Origin of the sequence: Gemmatimonas sp. (genome assembly GCF_044345575.1) — a bacterium.
Classification (GTDB): Bacteria; Gemmatimonadota; Gemmatimonadetes; order Gemmatimonadales; family Gemmatimonadaceae; genus Gemmatimonas.
The window spans coordinates 18,461-36,313 of record NZ_JBIJAW010000005.1; the positions used below are offsets into that span (position 1 = coordinate 18,461).

At 67.0% G+C, this 17,853-nt stretch carries 13 protein-coding genes; all 13 read left to right on the forward strand.

Features of this window, described 5'->3' with window-relative positions:
- Positions 1–204 precede the first annotated feature (204 nt).
- Positions 205–1,155 carry a 16S rRNA (cytosine(1402)-N(4))-methyltransferase RsmH gene (gene rsmH / locus ACIQ6O_RS00910; RefSeq protein ID WP_396205876.1) on the forward strand — a complete coding sequence of 317 codons (951 nt, stop codon included), beginning with the start codon at positions 205–207 and terminating at the stop codon, positions 1,153–1,155.
- Positions 1,155–1,487: a hypothetical protein gene (locus ACIQ6O_RS00915; RefSeq protein WP_396205877.1), complete on the forward strand. Its 333-nt coding sequence runs from the start codon at positions 1,155–1,157 to the stop codon at positions 1,485–1,487. The genes rsmH and ACIQ6O_RS00915 overlap by 1 nt, the downstream gene beginning before the upstream one ends.
- The gene (locus ACIQ6O_RS00920; RefSeq protein ID WP_396205878.1) at positions 1,484–3,601 is read left to right on the forward strand and encodes a penicillin-binding transpeptidase domain-containing protein; all 2,118 of its coding nucleotides are present in this window, start codon (positions 1,484–1,486) and stop codon (positions 3,599–3,601) included. Before ACIQ6O_RS00915 ends, ACIQ6O_RS00920 begins: the two co-directional genes overlap by 4 nt.
- The gene (locus tag ACIQ6O_RS00925; RefSeq protein WP_396205879.1) at positions 3,598–5,151 is read left to right on the forward strand and encodes a UDP-N-acetylmuramoyl-L-alanyl-D-glutamate--2,6-diaminopimelate ligase; all 1,554 of its coding nucleotides are present in this window, start codon (positions 3,598–3,600) and stop codon (positions 5,149–5,151) included. The genes ACIQ6O_RS00920 and ACIQ6O_RS00925 overlap by 4 nt, the downstream gene beginning before the upstream one ends.
- A 5-nt stretch (positions 5,152–5,156) precedes the next feature.
- The gene (murF, locus tag ACIQ6O_RS00930) at positions 5,157–6,557 is read left to right on the forward strand and encodes a UDP-N-acetylmuramoyl-tripeptide--D-alanyl-D-alanine ligase (protein WP_396205889.1); all 1,401 of its coding nucleotides are present in this window, start codon (positions 5,157–5,159) and stop codon (positions 6,555–6,557) included.
- Positions 6,558–6,566: 9 nt separating this feature from the next.
- The gene (gene mraY / locus ACIQ6O_RS00935; protein ID WP_396205880.1) at positions 6,567–7,709 is read left to right on the forward strand and encodes a phospho-N-acetylmuramoyl-pentapeptide-transferase; all 1,143 of its coding nucleotides are present in this window, start codon (positions 6,567–6,569) and stop codon (positions 7,707–7,709) included.
- A gap of 10 nt (positions 7,710–7,719) precedes the next feature.
- Complete coding sequence (gene murD / locus ACIQ6O_RS00940; RefSeq protein WP_396205881.1) at positions 7,720–9,147, forward strand: UDP-N-acetylmuramoyl-L-alanine--D-glutamate ligase; 1,428 nt, start codon at positions 7,720–7,722, stop codon at positions 9,145–9,147.
- Complete coding sequence (locus tag ACIQ6O_RS00945; RefSeq protein WP_396205882.1) at positions 9,144–10,370, forward strand: FtsW/RodA/SpoVE family cell cycle protein; 1,227 nt, start codon at positions 9,144–9,146, stop codon at positions 10,368–10,370. The genes murD and ACIQ6O_RS00945 overlap by 4 nt, the downstream gene beginning before the upstream one ends.
- On the forward strand, positions 10,367–11,458 hold the full coding sequence (locus ACIQ6O_RS00950) for a UDP-N-acetylglucosamine--N-acetylmuramyl-(pentapeptide) pyrophosphoryl-undecaprenol N-acetylglucosamine transferase (RefSeq protein ID WP_396205883.1): 1,092 nt from the start codon (positions 10,367–10,369) through the stop codon (positions 11,456–11,458). The genes ACIQ6O_RS00945 and ACIQ6O_RS00950 overlap by 4 nt, the downstream gene beginning before the upstream one ends.
- A 67-nt stretch (positions 11,459–11,525) precedes the next feature.
- On the forward strand, positions 11,526–12,950 hold the full coding sequence (gene murC, locus ACIQ6O_RS00955) for a UDP-N-acetylmuramate--L-alanine ligase (RefSeq protein ID WP_396205884.1): 1,425 nt from the start codon (positions 11,526–11,528) through the stop codon (positions 12,948–12,950).
- A 30-nt stretch (positions 12,951–12,980) separates the two neighbouring features.
- The gene (locus ACIQ6O_RS00960) at positions 12,981–13,718 is read left to right on the forward strand and encodes a cell division protein FtsQ/DivIB (protein ID WP_396205885.1); all 738 of its coding nucleotides are present in this window, start codon (positions 12,981–12,983) and stop codon (positions 13,716–13,718) included.
- Positions 13,715–14,968, forward strand: a complete 1,254-nt coding sequence (gene ftsA, locus ACIQ6O_RS00965; protein WP_396205886.1) for a cell division protein FtsA — start codon at positions 13,715–13,717, stop codon at positions 14,966–14,968. The genes ACIQ6O_RS00960 and ftsA overlap by 4 nt, the downstream gene beginning before the upstream one ends.
- A 62-nt stretch (positions 14,969–15,030) precedes the next feature.
- Positions 15,031–17,853: M14 family zinc carboxypeptidase (locus tag ACIQ6O_RS00970; protein WP_396205887.1), on the forward strand; the 2,823-nt coding region annotated here is incomplete at its 3' end.

The following is a 17,853-nucleotide window of genomic DNA, read 5'->3' on the forward strand; positions in this document are numbered from 1 at the left end:
ATGATCCCTCGAGGCCGACCGGATCAGTGATGAGGTATCACATCCGTGCGCGATCACGGGTAATGCACATTTTCGCACGCATCGGCGTCTGTTGACGCTGCTGTCTGCTCCTCACTATCATGCCCCGTTGCGACGCTCGTCTACGCGCCCACCGGGCGCCATCGCCGTTCCCATGACGCGCCTGTTCGTTTGCCCAATTCGCGCGTGAGCCCGGTCCGTACGCCTCCCTCCGGGCGCGTCGGTACCTACCACGTGCCCGTGCTGTTGCCTGAAATCGAAGAGTTGCTCGCGGGCGCCTCCACGGTGCTCGACTGCACGCTCGGTGGGGGAGGCCATTCGGCGGCCTTCCTCGAGCGCGGCATGCGGGTCACCGGCGTCGATCGCGACCCGCGTGCACTCGCCGCCGCACGGGAGCGCCTCGCCGATTTCGAAAAAGCCGGCCAGTTCCGCGCGCTGCTCGGCAACTATGCCGACGTTGGCGACGCGGGGCTCGCCTCGTCGGAGCGCTTCGATGGCATTCTGCTCGACCTCGGCGTGTCCTCGCATCAATTCGACGATCTCTCGCGGGGGTTCACCTTCCGCGAAGGAGCGCCGCTCGACATGCGCATGGGCACCGATGCCGATATCGATGCGGCCGAGCTGCTCAACACCATCGATGAAGTGGACCTCTCGGCGTTGCTGCGCGCGTATGCCGACGAGCCGCGGGCCGCGCGACTGGCCCGCGAGATCGTGCGGCGGCGTGAGCGTCGCCCGTTCGCCACGGCCGACGATTTGGTGGATGCCATTCGGGCCGTGCTGGGGCCGCGCAGCGGTGCGCCCGACTTCGCGCGCATCTTCCAGGCGGTGCGCATCGCGGTGAACGACGAACTCGCCGGCCTCGAACGGGCCTTGCCCGCGCTGCGTGATCGACTGACGCCGGGCGGGGTGCTGGCGATCATTTCGTACCACAGCGGTGAAGACCGGCTCGTGAAGAATGCGTTCCGCGACTGGAGCGCCACGTGCACGTGTCCCCCCAAGCAGATGATCTGTACGTGCCGCGGCGCGCCATTGGGGGAGACGATCACCCGTCGCCCAACCAATGCCAGCGATGCGGAGGTGGAAGCCAACTCCCGCGCGCGCAGCGCACGCTTGCGGGCGTGGAGGCGCGCACGCTGATGGCGGTACTGCGTCGCAGCACGACACGTAAGCAGGGGGCGCTCAAGGGGCGCGCTCTGGTCGCGGCCGGCCTCGTGCTCTTTCTGGCGGTGAGTACGTCGGTGGTGTGGCGCCGCTCGACCGGTGTACGCACCAGCAAGCAGATCCAGCGGTTGCAGGATGAAAAGCGCTCGCTGATGGCGCAGGAGAAGTATCTCGAGGGGCAGCTCCGTCGCGCCACGAGCCGACGTAATGTCGTGCAGGAAGCGCAGCGACGGCTCGGGCTCGTTCGCCCCGATGAGGCGCAGACGCGATTCATCGCGGTCCCCGTCAGGGACGTCAAGGCGCCATGACGGGCACGCCGTCCGCTTCGGCAGCGGAAATGGAGCCGCCGGTCCAGGTGATCAGCCGCGCCCGCGCGTCGTTCGTGCACGTGACGCTCGTGCTCTTCGCCGCCGCGGTCGTCGGAAAGGCCGCCCAGCTGCAGCTCATTGACCATGAGCATTGGCGGCAGGAGGCTGAGCGGCAGCATGTGGTTGACGTGAAGATCGCGCCCCCCCGCGGTGCCATCCTCGACGCGACGGGCACCGTGCTCGTGGAGACGCGCGAAGAGGTGCAGATCATCGTCGAGCCGCACAACCTCGGCCCCTCGCGTCGCAAGGGCCTCGATGGAAAAGTGCGCACCGTCGATTCACGGGTCGTCCTGCGCAAGGTGCTCAAAGATCTACGCGTGCCCGACAAGTGGGTGAAGCGCGCCTACAATCCCAAGCAGTACAAGTGGGTGGAAATCCCGTTGCGCTTCGCCCCCGCCGACGTCGCGCGCCTACGCAATCTCAGCGGGGTCAAGCTGCGGCCGCGTCTCGAGCGCGTGAATTCCACGCCCGAAGGACTTCGGGGCATCGTGGGCGTGGCGACCGCGACGGGCGGCGCGGTCAGCGGGATCGAGCGTGAACTCGATCATCTGCTGCGTGGGGAAGAAGGAATGAACCAGCTGGTGAAGGACGGCCGCGGCGGACGTATCGGGTCGCCGATGCTCGCGCCGGTGGCCGCGCAGCCGGGGCACGATGTCGTGCTCACCGTGAATCAGCAGCTACAGGAAATCGCGGAAGAAGCCCTCAAGAACGCTCGCGAGCGCACGGGAGCGACTGGAGGCGATCTGCTCATCCTCGATCCGCGTGACGGGGCCGTCCTCGCCATTGCCGGCGTTCGCAACGGCAAAGCCACGCTTGGCAACGGGCTCACCGAAGCCTTCGAGCCCGGCTCGGTCATGAAACCCTTCATCATCTCACGCCTGCTCGATCGCGGGGGGCTGCTGCCCGATCAGCTGTTCGACACGTACGATGGCAAGTGGCAGTACGGCGTGAAGAAGTACGAGGACACGCACAAGGCCGAGCGGATGTCGGTGCGCGACATCGTGCGGTTCTCGAGCAACATCGGCACCGTCCAGGCGTCGCTCAAGATGGACGACGCCGAGGAGTATCAGACGCTCCGGGACTTTGGCTTCGGTGTGCCCACCGGCGTATCGTATCCCTCGGAATCGCGCGGGAACGTCAAGCTGCCGCCGTACAGCCAGCTCGATCATGCGCAGATGAGCATCGGCTACGCCATGAGTGCCACCCCGTTGCAGATCGCCACGGCATACGCGTCCATTGCCAATGGCGGCGAGTTGCTGCAGCCGTCGCTCGTGCGTGAGGTGCGTGATGCCGCGGGCACGCTCGTCTACCGGCACAAGCGCACCGTGGTGCGGCGGGTCCTGCGATCGGAAACCGCCGCCCTGATGCGCGAAATGCTCAAGAGCGTGGTGGACAGCGGCACATCCACCGCCGCCGACCTGCAGACGTTTGATGTAGGCGGCAAGTCGGGTACGGCGCGCCGTGTGCGCGACAACGGGCGCGGCTACGAGCTGGGCAAGTACAACTCGAGTTTCGCTGGCATGTTCCCCGTGGAGAATCCACAGTACGTGCTCGTTGCGCGCCTCATCGATCCGCAGGGCACGTACTACGGTGGTCTCGTGTCCGGCGAAATGGTGAACGACGCCCTGCAGTCGGCCATTGCCACGCGCAATGCGTCGCTTGATCGTGGGGAACTCGCCCGCTTCGCACGCCCCATGGCCGCGCCACCGCCGAAGCCGCTCACTCCCGAGCAATTGCGTATCGCGCAGCGGGATTCTGCGCGGTTCGATTCGCTGAAGGCCCCCGCGCCCGCCAAGGTCGAGCCGATCCCCATGCCGTCACGCATCGTCGTGGAACTGCCCTTCGCGACGGCGCGGGAGACGCGTCGTCCGGACGCGGTGGAGCTGCGTCCGGTGCCGTCGGTCTATGGGCTCTCCGCCCGGCAGGCGGCCCGTACGTTGTACGCAGCGGGGTTTCAGGTGAGCCTGGTGGACGGTAGCGCCGTACGTACGCGTCCCGTTACCGGCGCCATGCTGCGCGTCGGTTCCACCGTTCAGCTCGAGTCACCTCGATGAGTTCCGCGTCCGCGCACGAATCGGTACCGCGCCCTGTGGCCACGTCTACGCTTACCGAGGCGCTCGGCGAAGCGGGACTGCTCGTCGGCATGTCGGCGGAGCTTCCCCACACGGTGCTGGATCTGGTCGAGGACAGTCGGCGCGTTACGGCCGGTGCCGCGTTCATTGCCGTGAAGGGTGCCGCGCAGGACGGACATGCCTGGCTGGGCAAGGCCAAGGAACAGGGGGCGGTGCTCGCCCTCGTCGAAGACGCGGCGGCGGCGGAAGCCGTGGGCCTGCCGTACGTACAGGTCCGCGATGGCCGTCGTGCAGCCGCCCTCTCCTCGGCGGCTTTTCACGGGTGGCCGGCGCGAGATCTCACGCTGGTCGGCGTGACCGGCACGAACGGCAAGACCACTACGGTTGGCCTGCTACGGCATCTGCTCGACGCGCCGGCGACGCCAGCGGCCTCCATCGGCACCCTTGGGGTGTTGCTGGGCAGCGCCGGTACGCCCATGCCCGGCGGCAATGGATTGACCACGCCCGGTCCGGTCGAATTGCAGCGGGTGTTGCGGGCCCTCGTGGATCGCGGTGTGAAACGCGTGGCGATGGAGACCTCGTCGCATGCCCTGGATCAGCGGCGCGTGGACGGCCTGGTGTTTGACGCCGGCGTATTCACCAACCTTACCCGTGATCACCTCGATTACCACGGCACCATGGAAGCCTATCGGGCGGCCAAACTGCGGCTCGTGGGACTCCTCGCGCGCAACGGCGTGGGCGTGTTCAATATCGATGATCCGGCGTGGCGCGGCATCACCAATGCCCCCAAGGCACTCACCTTTGGCGTGCATGAGACGAGTGCGGATGTCACGGCCCGCGACATCGAATACGTCGCCGCAGGAAGTCGCTTTCTGCTGGTGACCCCCACGGGCGCCCACCCGGTCACGTTACCGCTCATCGGGGATTTCAACGTGGCCAATGCGCTCGGAGCGGCCGCCGCTGCCCTCGCGCTGGGTATGCCGGTGAGCGACATCGCCGCGCGCCTGTCGGCGGTGCCGCAGGTGCCGGGGCGATTGGAACTGCTGCGCACCGGCCCCACCGTGCTGCGCGATTATGCCCACACGCCCGACGCGCTCGACCGCGCGCTGCGCGCCGTGCGTCCCTTCACGCGCGAAAACGCAGAGCGTGCCAGTCGTCTCATCGTGCTCTTCGGCTGCGGTGGGGATCGTGATCGCGGCAAGCGTCCCGAGATGGGACGCATCACGGAGGAACTCGCGGACGTCGCCATCGTAACGAGCGACAACCCGCGCACTGAGGATCCCGAGCGCATTCTCGATGACATCGAGGCCGGCATGACGCGCGGCGCGCATGTCCGCATCACCGATCGGCGCGAAGCCATCGCCCACGCGCTACGGATTGCAGAGCCGCACGACGTGATCCTGTTGGCCGGCAAGGGCCATGAGACCTATCAGATTCGCGGCACGACCACCTATCCCTTTGACGAGCGTGAAATCGTGGACGAGCTGGCGCGTGATCTGTTGAACGGCAGCACCACCCAGGAGGACGCGTGAGTCCCATGATGACGGCGGGAACCGCCTTCAACGCCGTGCCGGCCGTAGCGCCGTCGCTGGCACATCCCTACTGGACCTTCGAGCGGGTGGCACAGGCGCTCGGCACCGGCCCAGCGATGCCTAATCCGCTGGCCGGGGTGTCAACCGATACGCGGAGTATCACGCGCGGCGATCTGTTCGTGGCCCTGCGCGGCGACCGCTTCGATGCTCACGATTTTCTGGCCCAGGCGCGTGAGGCCGGTGCGGCGGCGTTCGTCGTGAGCGATGCGAGCAAGGCGGCCGGCCTCGGCGTCCCCACCTACGTGGTCCCCGACACGCTCGTGGCGCTCGGGCAATTGGCCACCGCGTGGCGCAAGGCGTGGGGGCGTACCGTGATCGCGGTCGCCGGGTCCAATGGCAAGACAAGCACGAAGGAACTGCTGAAGGCGGCACTTGGCCGCACCCTGGTGGTGCACGCCACCGTCGGCAATCTCAACAACCTCATCGGCGTGCCGCTCACCCTGCTTGCCACGCCGAGTGACGCGGAAGTGGCCGTTGTGGAACTGGGCACCAACACGCCGGGCGAGGTGGCTACACTGCGGGCCATTGCGGGCCCCGACGTGGCCGTACTCACGAGCATCGGCGAGGAACATCTTGAAGGGTTGGGCGATCTCGCCGGTGTGCTCCGTGAGGAGTGCGACGTGTTTCACGGCGTGACGCTCGCGGTGATTTCCTCGGCGCACCCCGAGGTTGCCCCCTTTGCCCGTGACCGGGCGCACGCGGTTGTGAGCGCCGGCCTCACGGGAGCAGGTGAGGTACCGACGGCCTGGGGACTCGACGCCGAAGGTCGGCCGTGGCTTACGGTGGACGATGTCCGCTTCGAACTGCCCCTACGTGGCGCGCATCAGGCCGCCAACGCCATGCTGGCCATCGCCACGGCGCGTGCCTGCGGTGTGCCGCTCGATGAGGCGGCCGCCGGGATGGCCGCGATGCCGGTGCCCAGTATGCGCGGTGTCTGGGAAACGCATGGCCGCGCCACACTGATCAACGACGCGTACAACGCGAACCCCGCGTCCATGCGGGCGGCCATTGCCCTGTTGGCCGACGTGGGGCAGGGGCGTCAGCGGGTCGCCATTCTGGGCTCCATGCGGGAGCTGGGAGCGACCGCTGAGGCGCAGCACCATGAGGTGGCACGTGTCGCATTGGCCTCGCCAGCTGATCTCGTCGCCGGCGTGGGCGACTTCGCGTCTGCGCTGCGAGCGCTCGCGCCCCATGATCCGCGCGTCATCGCCAGCGACGACCTCGAGGCCCTGTGGCCGCTGCTCGAACCGCGGCTCCACCGCGACGCCGTCATCCTGCTCAAAGCATCCCGGGGCATGCGTCTCGAACGCCTCGTGCCGCACATCACTCATTGGGCCACCGCATAACTTCCCCGCGTGCTCTACTTCCTGTTCCATCCGCTCGCACGCGAGATCAGCGTGCTGAACCTGCTCAACTACATCACCTTCCGGGCCGGCGCTGCGTTCGTCACGGCCCTGCTGGTGTGCTTCCTCTTCGGGCCCGCCATCATCCGCCGCCTGCGTGATATGGCCGTGCATCAGGTGGTGCGCGCCGGTACGCCCGACACACACGCCGTAAAGGGGACGACACCCACCATGGGTGGGTTCATCATCCTCGTCGCGACCTTCCTGCCGGTGCTGCTCTGGGCGCGGCTCGACAATCGCTACATCGTGCTGGCCGTGGCCGTCACGGCGTGGATGGGCGTCATCGGGTTCCTCGACGATTACCTGAAGCTCAAGCAGAAGCGCGAGGGCAAGAAGAACGAAGGGCTGGTGGAGCGATACAAGCTGGCCGGACAGGTGATTTGCGGCCTCGGGCTCGGCGCGTATCTGCTGCTCGATCCCATTTCGACGCTGCCGGGCGCCAGCACCACGCTTCCCTTCTTCAAGTACATCCTCGTGGTCCCCGCTGTGAGCTGGGCCGCGTGGCTCTACATCCCGTGGGTCACCTTCATCCTCACCGGCGTGAGCAACGCGGTGAATCTTACCGACGGCCTCGACGGCTTGTCATCAGGTCTCGTGGCCATCGCCGTGCTCACCCTCGGCATCTTCGCCTACGTGCTCGGACGCGTGGACACGAGCGCGTATCTCCAGGTGTTCTACCTGCGCGGCGCCGGTGAACTCACGGTATTCTGCGCCGCGGTGGTCGGTGCCTGCATAGGGTTCCTCTGGTACAACGCGCATCCGGCGCAGGTCTTCATGGGCGATACCGGCTCGCTCGCGCTGGGCGGGGCCGTGGGGGCGATCGCCATTCTGCTCAAGAGCGAGTTTCTGCTGCTCTTCGTCGGCGCGGTGTTCTTCGCCGAGACCGTCTCGGTGATCCTCCAGCGGTCGGTGTTCAAGTACCGGCGCAAGAAGTACGGGGTGGAGTACGCGCAGAAAAACCGCGTCTTTTTGCGAGCCCCCTTGCATCACCACTACGAGATGAAGGGATGGCCCGAAACACAGGTGGTGATCCGCTTCTGGATCATCGGTATCCTGTGTGCCATCCTCGCGCTCAGCACGCTCAAGCTGCGCTGACGGAGACGGCATGTCGAACACGCCTCAGGAAGTCGCCTCGCTGGTCGCCCGACGGCTCGCCGAACGCACCGGCGAGTTCGCCGTGATCGGACTCGGTCGCAGTGGGGTCGCGGCCGCCCGCTTGCTGCGGAAGGCTGGGGTCTCGGTGTATGCCTCCGACGCCGGGACGTCGGATAGCATGCGGACCGCCGCGGCAGCGCTGGAGCGGGAAGGCGCGAGCGTGGATGTGGGCATGCACAATCTCGAGCGCATCGCGCACGCGGCGGCCGTGGTGGTGAGCCCCGGCGTGCCGCCCACGGCGCCGTCACTGCGAACGGCCCGAGATGCCGGCATCCCGATCGTGAGCGAGGTGGAAGTGGCACTGCGCCTCACGCCGGCGCTTCGCTACATCGCGATCACCGGGACTAACGGCAAGACCACCACGACGGCCATGGTGGGCCATCTGCTGCGGGCGCTTGGGCTCGACGCGGTGGACGTTGGTAACATCGGTACGCCGGTGTCCGAAATCGCGCTCCACGAGCCCGCGCCGACCTGGGCAGCGCTTGAGATCTCCAGTTTTCAGCTGCACGACACGCCCGGTATTCTCCCGGATGTCGGTGTGCTCACCACGCTCAGTCCCGATCACCTCGATCGCTACGAAGGCGTGGCCGAGTACTATGCGGACAAGAAGCGCATGTTCGTGAACGCCACGCTGCCGTCGCGCTGGGTCACCACGGCCGACAACATGGATGTTCACGAACTCATTCGCGGGGTCCCTGGGCAGTGGTATCACTTCTCCACGAAGCGCACCGATGTGGACGCGTGGTTCGATCGCGCCAGCGGACAGCTCGTGGTGATGGGGGCGCCGCTGATGGCACGCGATGATCTTGCGCTGGCGGGCGATCATAACGTGGCCAACGCGCTCTGCGCGCTGTTGTGCGTGATGGTAGCCGATGACGCACACCGTACGCCGGAGGCACGCGCGACACTGGCGACGGCGCTGCGAACATTCCGCGCACTGGCGCACCGCTTGGAGCCCGTGAGCAATCGCGGTGGGATCACGTGGCTCAACGATTCGAAGGCCACCAACGTGGCCTCGACGCAGGTGGCGATTGCCGGGATGACAACGCCGACCGTGGTGCTGCTCGGCGGCCGTCACAAGGGCGAACCGTACACGGCGCTCGCCGCCGAGCTGCGCCGCACGGCGCGTGCGGTCGTGGCCTACGGTGAAGCCGGGCCGCTGGTGCATGCCGATCTCGCGCCGCTGTTGGGGGCTGACGTACCGGTGCATCTCGTGCCGGCGGGCACGCCGTTCGAGGGCGTCCTGCGGGTGGCCCGCGATCAGGCACGGACGGGCGATGCGATCCTGCTCTCGCCGGCGTGTTCGAGCTACGACATGTTCCGCAACTACGAAGAACGCGGGCGCGAATTCGCGCGACTGGCCGAGGCGCTCGGATGAGCGGCCTCGGCGCCACGTTCGACCAAGCGGGTTCAGCCCCGTCGTCGTCGTCGCGAGCGGCATCGCTCGCGGGGACCCGTGAACGCTGGCGCATGGGCATCGAAGCCCGCGCGCTGCTGCTCGTCACCGCCGTGTTGATGAGCGTCGGACTGGCGGTGCTCTTCAGTGCGAGTGCGCTGGTGGCCGTGGCGGCCGAGCAGCCTGGGTACTTTTTTGTGCTGCGGCAGGCGACCGGTGCGGCCGTGGGGATCGCGGCCTTCGCCGTGTTGGCCAAGCTCGATGCGGACATGTGGCGGCGTCTGGCGTGGCCGGTGATGATCGTGAGCATCCTGCTCATGATCGCGGTGCTCTTCACGCCCAAGGTCGGCGGCTCCAGCCGCCATCTCTTCGGCGGATCGCTGCAGCCGTCGGAGCTGGCAAAATTCGCCATTCTCGTGTGGGTGCCCATGCTGCTCGCCAAGAAGGGGGCCAACGTGCGCCGCATCTGGAAGGGACTCATGCCCTTCGCCGTGGTCATCGTCACACTCAGCGCGCTGGCGATCCTCGAGCCCGACTATTCGGTGGCGATGATGTTCTGCCTGCTCACCGCGGTTCTGCTGTTCGTGGGCGGAGCACGCATCGCCCACTTCGTACTCTTCGGCTGTCTCGGGCTGGTACTGGTGGGCTTTCAGGGGTCGCAGAGCCCTTACGTGCGTGAGCGCATCCGCAGCTTCATGGCGGGCGAGCAGGCGGAGAGCGTGAATCGCAGCGCCTCGGCCGATCAGCAATATCAGTCCTTCGTCGCCGTCGGATCCGGCGGGCTCGTGGGCGTCGGCTTCGGACAGGGCAATCAGCAGCGCGGCTGGCTGCCGCTCGCCCAGAGTGATTTCATCGGCTCCATCGTCGGCGAGGAATTCGGCTTTCTCGGGCTGGCCGGCCTCACGGTGCTGTACGCGCTGTACGGTTGGCTCGGCTTCCGCATTGCCCGGAACGCGCGAACCCCGTTCCTCACCCTCGTGGCCGTGGGACTCACCTTTTCCACGGTATTCACGGCGTTCATTCACCTGGGCGTGGTGATCGGCCTGCTACCCAATACGGGGCTGACGTTGCCGTTCGTGAGCTACGGGCGATCCAATCTGCTGCTCACCCTCGCGATGACCGGCATTCTGGTGAACATCGGCAGCAATCGCGAGCGCGTGTACGGCGTGTCCGCAACCGATCCGCTGGTGGCCCCCGGCTCATGACGCGCGTCTTCTTTGCCGGTGGCGGCACGGGTGGCCATCTGTATCCCGGGCTCGCTATCGCACGCGCGCTCGTGCAGCTCGATCCATCGGTGCAGCCGCATTTCATCGGCGCGCGCCGCGGCATCGAGCGGGATGTCCTTCCGGGCACCGGCTTCCCATTCACGCTGCTCGACCTGCACCCGCTGTATCGGAAGCAGCCGTGGGACAACTGGAAAACGGTGGCGGGCGCCGTGAGCGCCTGGCGTGCCATCTCGGGATTATCGCGCGAGCTGCGGCCGGCTGCCGTTGTGGGTACGGGCGGCTATGCGGCGGGTGTCGCGTTGGCCTGGGGGCGCGCCCATGGCGTACCGACCATGCTGCACGAACCGGACAGTCACCCCGGGCTCACCACGCGGACCTTTTCCGGTGGTGCCCGCGCGCTGTATCTCGGGTTCCCCGAAGCCGCATCACGCCTTGCATCGGGGGGTAACACCGCCGTGCACGCGTACGGGTGCCCCATTGACCCACCCCCGAATCCCCGGCCATCCCGCGAAGCGGCACGCGCGCTCTGGGGGCTGCCCGCCGATGCGTTCGTGGTGCTGGTGTTCGGCGGAAGCCAGGGCGCCCGGGCGCTCAACGACGCGACGGCCGCGTGGGTCGCGCGCGGGCTTCCCGAAGGCGTCGCGCTCATCTGGGCCACCGGCAAACAGCAGGCGGCTGCGTATCTCGATCGCGAGGGGGCGCGCGTGCGGGTGCGTCCCTATTTGTCTCCCATCGCCGACGCATACGCGGCGGCCGATATTGCGGTCACGCGCGCTGGCGCCATGTCTATCGCGGAACTGTGCGCCTGGGAGATTCCCACCGTGCTGGTACCGCTCCCCACGGCGGCGCAGGATCATCAGGCGCACAATGCCCGCGCCACGGCCGCTGCCGGCGCCGCGGTGCATCTGCCGCAGGCGGAGCTCACGGTCGATTCACTCGATGCGCAGGTGCGCGCGCTCCAGCACGATGCCGCGCGGATGGCGGCCATGCGCGTGGCCGCGGCGCGTCGGGCGCACCCTGGGGCGGCCCTCGATATCGCACGCGATCTGCTGTCACGAATCCGGTAGACAGGCAGTACGATTGGACCCGCGTGGGCGTCATATTTCCCGTATGGTCTCCACCGATTCCGCTGCAATGTCCGAATCGCCTACGCGCGCGATCCTCCTCGATACTACCGACCCGCGGCCCGTGCACTTCGTCGGCATCGCCGGCGCTGGCATGAGCGCCCTTGCCGAGTTGCTCGCGCGACGCGGTGTCGCTATCCAGGGCACCGATGCCAATCCCGCCGGCGCCCCGGATCTCGCGAAGTACGGCGTGCTGGTGTCGCCGCACGACGACCGCCTCGTGGCCGGTGCACGAGCGCTGGTCTACTCGTCGGCTATTCCGGCCAACCACCCCGAGATGCAGGCAGCGCGCGCGGCGGGTATTCCACTCGTGCGTCGCGCCGAAGCGCTGGCCGACGCGGTGAGCGGTGGCACGCTGGTCGGCGTGGCCGGCACGCACGGCAAGACCACCACCACCGTCATGACCACCGAGGCGCTTGCGAGTGCCTCACGCAATCCCACCGGCGTCGTCGGCGGGCGCGTGGGACTGTGGGGGGGCAATCTCCGGCTTGGCGGTGACACCTACGTGGTGGAGGCCGACGAGTACGATCGTTCATTCCTCGCGTTGCATCCCGAAGTGGCCATCGTGCTCAATGTCGAGGCCGACCATCTCGACATCTATCGCGATCTCGACGACATCATGCGGGCGTTCGAGATGTACCTATCGCCGGCGCGCACGGTCGTACGGTGTGCCGATGACGCCGGCGCCATGGCGCTGCGCGTGGCATCGAGTCGTGAGGTGATCGACTACTCCGCCACGCTGCCCGGTACGGCGCCGTCACCGCATGCGGTCGGTGCAAGGCTGGTGGCCGATGCCCTGGTGCTCGATGCCGCCGGCTCGCGGTTCACCGTGCGTTTCGACGGCGTCGCGCTTGGCGACGTGCAACTGGCCGTGCCCGGCATGCACAACGTGCGTAATGCGCTCGCCGCCATCGGGGCAGGGCTGGCGCTTGGCGCGACCGTGGCCGACATGGCACCCGGACTCGCGGCGTTCCGCGGTGTCGAACGTCGCTTCCAACGTCTCGGTCGTGAACGCGGCGTGGAGGTGGTGGACGATTATGCGCACCACCCCACCGAGGTGCAGGCGACCATCGCGGCGGCGCGCCATGCGTTCCCCGGTCGTCGACTGGTGTTGGCGTTCCAACCGCATCTGTACTCCCGTACGCGCGACCTGCAGGCGGAGTTTGCGGCGGCGCTGGCCGCGGCCGATGTCCTGCTGTTGTGTGACATTTACGGCGCCCGTGAGACGCCCGAGCCGGAGGTGACCTCCGCGCTGATCGGCGATCGCATCACCAACGGTGTGCTCCACTGGCGCGGGCCCCGCAGTGATGCCGCGGCCATCCTGCACGAGATGGTGCAGGAGGGCGATGTGGTCCTCACGATGGGCGCCGGTGACATCACGCGCACGGGACCGGAGTTGCTCGACCGGCTACGTGCGGGCTCGTCGCATCACTGAGTCGTGGCGTCTGCTGTGTTGGAGTCCACCGTGAGCGGAACCACGGAGGCAGCGTCCGCGGAGCGTCCGCGCTGGTGGCGGCTGTTGCGCCTGCTGCTCGTCATGGTCGCGGCGGCGCTCACCGTGGCCTCACCGTGGTGGGGACCGAAGGCGCTCTCGACGCTCGCGTTCTTTCACGTGCGGCGCGTCGTGTTCGAGGGCATGCGGTACACGCCGCGTGCCGAGGCGATCGCGCTGCTCAAGGTGGATACCCTGCAGTCGGTATGGCAGGAAATGGCCCCGCTGGCCGCTCGGCTCGAGGCCCATCCGCTCGTCGCCGCCGTTCAGGTCGAGCGCCAGCTACCCGGGACCATCCTCGTGCAGGTTACCGAGCGTGAACCGGTAGCGCTGGTCCGTCGAGCAGATGGCCGGCTCGACCCGGTCGATGGCAACGGGTACCGCCTGCCGATCGATCCGGCCAGAGTGCCCATGGACGTGCCGCTCTCGGCCAGCGCCGACAGCGCGCTCCTGCAGCTGCTCGACGGGTTGCGGACCGCCGAACCGGCCCTGTACGCGCGGGTGGAACGAGCCGACCGGGTGAAAGACAAGGGGGCGCCGGATGAATTTCGCCTCAAGCTGGGCCCGGTGACGGTTCGTACGACCCCCGAGGTGACCGTGAGCCGGTTCAAGGACATATTACCGGTGGAAGCCGACCTCGCGCGCAACCGCCTGCGCGTCGTGGAGCTCGATCTGCGCTTCCGTAACCAGGTGATCGCAAGACAACCATGACGTCCGAACCCATTGTTGCCGCCCTCGATATTGGCACCGCCCACACCACCGCCCTCGTGGCCACGGTGCACGGTGATTTGCCGCGTACGCCGCGGCTCAGGGTGCTCGGGGTGGGCAGTACGCGCACCATGGGGCTGCGTCGCGGCGTCGTGAGCGACATCGAGGAGGCCACACGCAGCATCCGTGCTGCGGTCGAGGAAGCGTGTCGCGTGGCGGGGGTGCAACCCGACGGCCTGTATGTCGGCATCGCCGGCGAACACGTGCGCGCGATGTGCTCCAGCGGCGTGGTTGCCATCAGCGGCGATGAGATCACGCGCGCCGATGTCGACCGCGTGAACGAAGTCGCCCGGGCAATGGCGATTCCGCAGGATCGTGAACTGCTGCATGCCATCCCGCAGGAGTATCGGGTGGACAAGGCCGACGGCATCCGCGATCCCGTCGGCATGATCGGCACGCGCCTTGAAACGGAGATGTATCTCGTCACCATCGGCAGCTCGCCGGCGATGAACTTGCGCAAGGCCATCGAACGTGCCGGCTACAAGCCGCGCGAACTGGTGCTCGAGCCGCTTGCGAGTGCGCTGGCCGTGCTTACCGAGGAAGAGAAGGAGCTGGGGGTTGTGCTCGTGGAGCTTGGCGCCGGCACCACCGATCTCGCCATCTTCCACGAAGGCAAGATCCGTCATCTCGGTACCATCCCGTATGGTGGCAACACGGTGACCAGCGATCTCGTGCAGGGCCTCGGCATCACGCAGCACGACGCCGAGCAGCTCAAGGAAGCGTATGGCTGCGCGTACGAGCCGCTCATCGATCCCGAGCAGGTGATCGCCATGCCGGCCAGTGGCTCGCATGGGGAACGGCATCTGTCGCGCGAGCTGATGACGCACATCATCCATCAGCGCATGGACGAGATCTTCGACAAGGTCGTGCGCGAGGTCCAGCAGGCGGGTTTTCAGGGCAAGCTCAACGCCGGCGTGGTCCTCACCGGCGGCGGTGCGTCGCTCGAAGGCATCACCGAACTCGCGGCCGATGTGTTCGGGCTCGGTGTGCGCATCGGTGTGCCGGGGGCCAAGCTCGATGGTCTCGTGGAGAACGTCACCGACCCGCAGTTTGCCACAGTGGCCGGACTCGCCTTGTACGGCGCGCACCGCGCGGCACTGGGCGGTGTGGTATCGCGGCGGCCAAGTCTCAGCGGCGCCGGAGTAGACAAGCTGGCCACACGGGTGAAAACCTGGTTGCAGGATTTCTTCTGATCGTGAGTCACCAAACGCCGGTCACATCGAGTGACCGGCGTTTCCCTTCACCCACACGCTCCGTGGCCACGCTACTCACCTCGCTTCGTCGCTGCGCAACCGCGCTGGCGCTGACCCTGCCGGCTGGGCTTCAGGCTCAACAGGTCACCCTCGACACCAGAGATCCGGCGCAGGCGCAGGATCCCACATACGCGCAGGCCATCAAGGAGTGGCTCGCCAACCCGAGGCACTCGAGCCCGCTGGTGGACCATCTGCCCCTCGTACCGGGCATCCCCACGCCACGCGACGTGCTCGGCTACCATGTGGGCGCGCCACGCATTCTCACGTACTACGAGAAGCAACTCGCCTACTACCGCGCACTCGAGAAGGCGTCGCCGCGCGTGAAGGTAGAAACGATCGGCCGGTCCGACGAAGGGCGCGAACTCGTGGTCGTGTGGATCTCGAGCGAAGCCAACATGCAGAAGGTCGCCGAGAACCGGAAAAACCTCGCGAAGATCGCCGACCCGCGTGGCATGAGCGAGGCGCAGGTACGCGCGCTGCTCGCGCAGACCAAGCCGCACTACCACCTCATGGGCGGACTGCACTCGGGTGAGACCGGGCCCTCGGAAACGCTGATGGAACTGGCGTACCGGCTCACCGCCGAAACGTCGCCCATCATCACGCAGATCCGCGAGCAGCTGTACGTATCCATCACGCCGGCGGCCGACGCTGATGGCCGTGACCGCAACGTGGACTGGTTCCTGCGCAATCAGGCGTTCTCACGTGCGACGTCGACGGCGCAGGCCCCGAGCGCCGCGGCACCGAATGATACGACCCGCCGCGCGCCCACCCCGCCCGCCTTCGCCGGCGGGCAGGTGCCCTACTGGGGCAAGTACGTGTACCACGACAACAATCGCGACATCAACATCAAGCTGGTGCAGATGCGCGCGATCATCGATTGGTACTTCACGGCGTTCCCGCCCATTATGCACGACCTGCACGAAGCGCAGCCGTTGCTGTACACGTACACGGGCGGGCCGCCACAGAACCCCAACCTCGATCCCATTCTGTTCGCTGAGCTCCCCTGGTTCGGCAACTGGGAACTCGCGCAGATGACGAAGTGGGGGATGCCCGGGGTGTACACCCACGCGTTCATGGATGGCTGGTCGCCCGGCTATCTCGGCAGCGTGGCGTACAACCACAACGGGCTCATGAAGATGTACGAGACGCAGTCGGGGCGTGATCTCGACAGTGCCGCCATGGCCGCCGCGCGTCGTGGCGAGAACCCGAGCGGTGCTGCCGGCGGTGGCGGTGGGTTCGGCGGTCGGGGAGGGGCAATTCCCACGGGGCGTGGCGGCGGGCAGGATCGCGAATGGTACCGCGGCATTCCCATCGGTTTCAACGACATCGCCACCTTCACACGTCGCTCGAACGCGAACTATATGCAGAGCGGTGTGATCTCCGCGCTGCAGCTCGCGAGCATGTTCCCGCAGACGGTCCTCGAAAACTTCTGGATCAAGACGCGCAACAGCATCGACGACGGCAAGACGAAGGCGCCGTACGGGTTCGTGATCCCGAAACAGCGCGACATGACGCGCGTGGCCGAGATGGTGAACCTGCTGCGCGTGCAGCGCATCGAGATCGGGGAAGCCACGGCGCCCGTGAAGGTGGGCAACACCACGTATCCTGCAGGTTCGTATGTGATCAAGCGTGACCAGCCATACGGCCGTCTCGCGAAGAACCTGCTCGAGCGGCAGGACTACCCCGATGCGCGTCTCAACACCTACGACGACAGTGGCTGGAGCATGGGCTTCGCGATGGGCGTCGATGTGGTGGCTGTTTCCGACAGCAGTATTCTCAAGGCGGCGGTGAATCCGGTCGACAAGGTCGTGCTCAAGGGGGCGCTCGCGGGCACGCGCGGCAACAGCATCGCGGTGGCGCACGTGGGCAGCAACAACATGGTGGCGTTCCGCTATCTGCTGCGCGGTGTGCCCATGAAGGTGGCCGAGACGGGATTTGCCGCGGGCGATACCACGTATCCTGCGGGTTCGTTCCTCATCGACGCGAAGCATGCGAACGCCGTGCGCAAGCTCGTCGATTCGCTTGGCCTCACGGCGGCGTATCTCCCGCAGGCGCCCACGGTGCGCACGCACGAGGCCGACGTGCCCCGCGTCGCGATTTATTCGCAATGGAGCGGCACGCAGAATCTCGGCTGGTACCGACTCACGTTCGACGAGTTCAAGGTGCCGTTCGATCTCATCTACAAGGAGCGCGTCAAGCAGGGCAATCTGCGGCGCGACTACGATGTGATCTTGCTCGCCGAGCAGAACTTGTCGAAGAGCACGGTGATGCAGGCCCCGGCGTCGCGTCCGGTGCCGTACAAAAAGGATCCGACCTACAAGTTCCTCGGCATGTACGGCGAGACCGACGATATCACGGGCGGTTTCGGACAGGCCGGCGTGGACGCGTTCGCGTCGTTTCTCGAGGCGGGTGGTACGCTCATCGCCATCGGTGAGAGCGCGCGGTTGCCTATCGAGTTCGGCTGGGCGCGCACGGTGGACAAGAAGCCGGTGCCCGGGCTCACGGCGCAGCGTCCCCTGGTGGAGGCGACGATCACGCGTCCCGAGCACCCGGTGTTCTACGGCTTCGGCAAGACCACGATCCCGGTGAAGTACGTGGGCGGCACGCCGTTCACCGTGGGCATCGCCGACGAAGGCAACGTGTTGGCCCGCTATGCGGGCGGCGACAAGGCCGTGCTGTCGGGGCTCATGACGGGCGCCGACTCGCTTCGGTCACGACCGTTCGCCGTGGACGTGCCACAGGCGGTGAAGGGGCGTGGGCGCGTCATTCTGTTCGCGAACAACCCGATCTATCGCTGGCAGAACCATGGCGAGTTCAACATGGTC

What these genes read in the sequence shown, in the direction of transcription:
- ACIQ6O_RS00915 (WP_396205877.1), top strand. Translation starts at nt 1,155, where the DNA reads ATGGCGGTACTGCGTCGCAGCACGACACGTAAGCAGGGGGCGCTCAAG.
- ACIQ6O_RS00920 (WP_396205878.1), top strand. Translation starts at nt 1,484, where the DNA reads ATGACGGGCACGCCGTCCGCTTCGGCAGCGGAAATGGAGCCGCCGGTC.
- ACIQ6O_RS00925 (WP_396205879.1), top strand. Translation starts at nt 3,598, where the DNA reads ATGAGTTCCGCGTCCGCGCACGAATCGGTACCGCGCCCTGTGGCCACG.
- murF (WP_396205889.1), top strand. Translation starts at nt 5,157, where the DNA reads ATGATGACGGCGGGAACCGCCTTCAACGCCGTGCCGGCCGTAGCGCCG.
- murD (WP_396205881.1), top strand. Translation starts at nt 7,720, where the DNA reads ATGTCGAACACGCCTCAGGAAGTCGCCTCGCTGGTCGCCCGACGGCTC.
- ACIQ6O_RS00945 (WP_396205882.1), top strand. Translation starts at nt 9,144, where the DNA reads ATGAGCGGCCTCGGCGCCACGTTCGACCAAGCGGGTTCAGCCCCGTCG.
- ACIQ6O_RS00950 (WP_396205883.1), top strand. Translation starts at nt 10,367, where the DNA reads ATGACGCGCGTCTTCTTTGCCGGTGGCGGCACGGGTGGCCATCTGTAT.
- murC (WP_396205884.1), top strand. Translation starts at nt 11,526, where the DNA reads ATGTCCGAATCGCCTACGCGCGCGATCCTCCTCGATACTACCGACCCG.
- ftsA (WP_396205886.1), top strand. Translation starts at nt 13,715, where the DNA reads ATGACGTCCGAACCCATTGTTGCCGCCCTCGATATTGGCACCGCCCAC.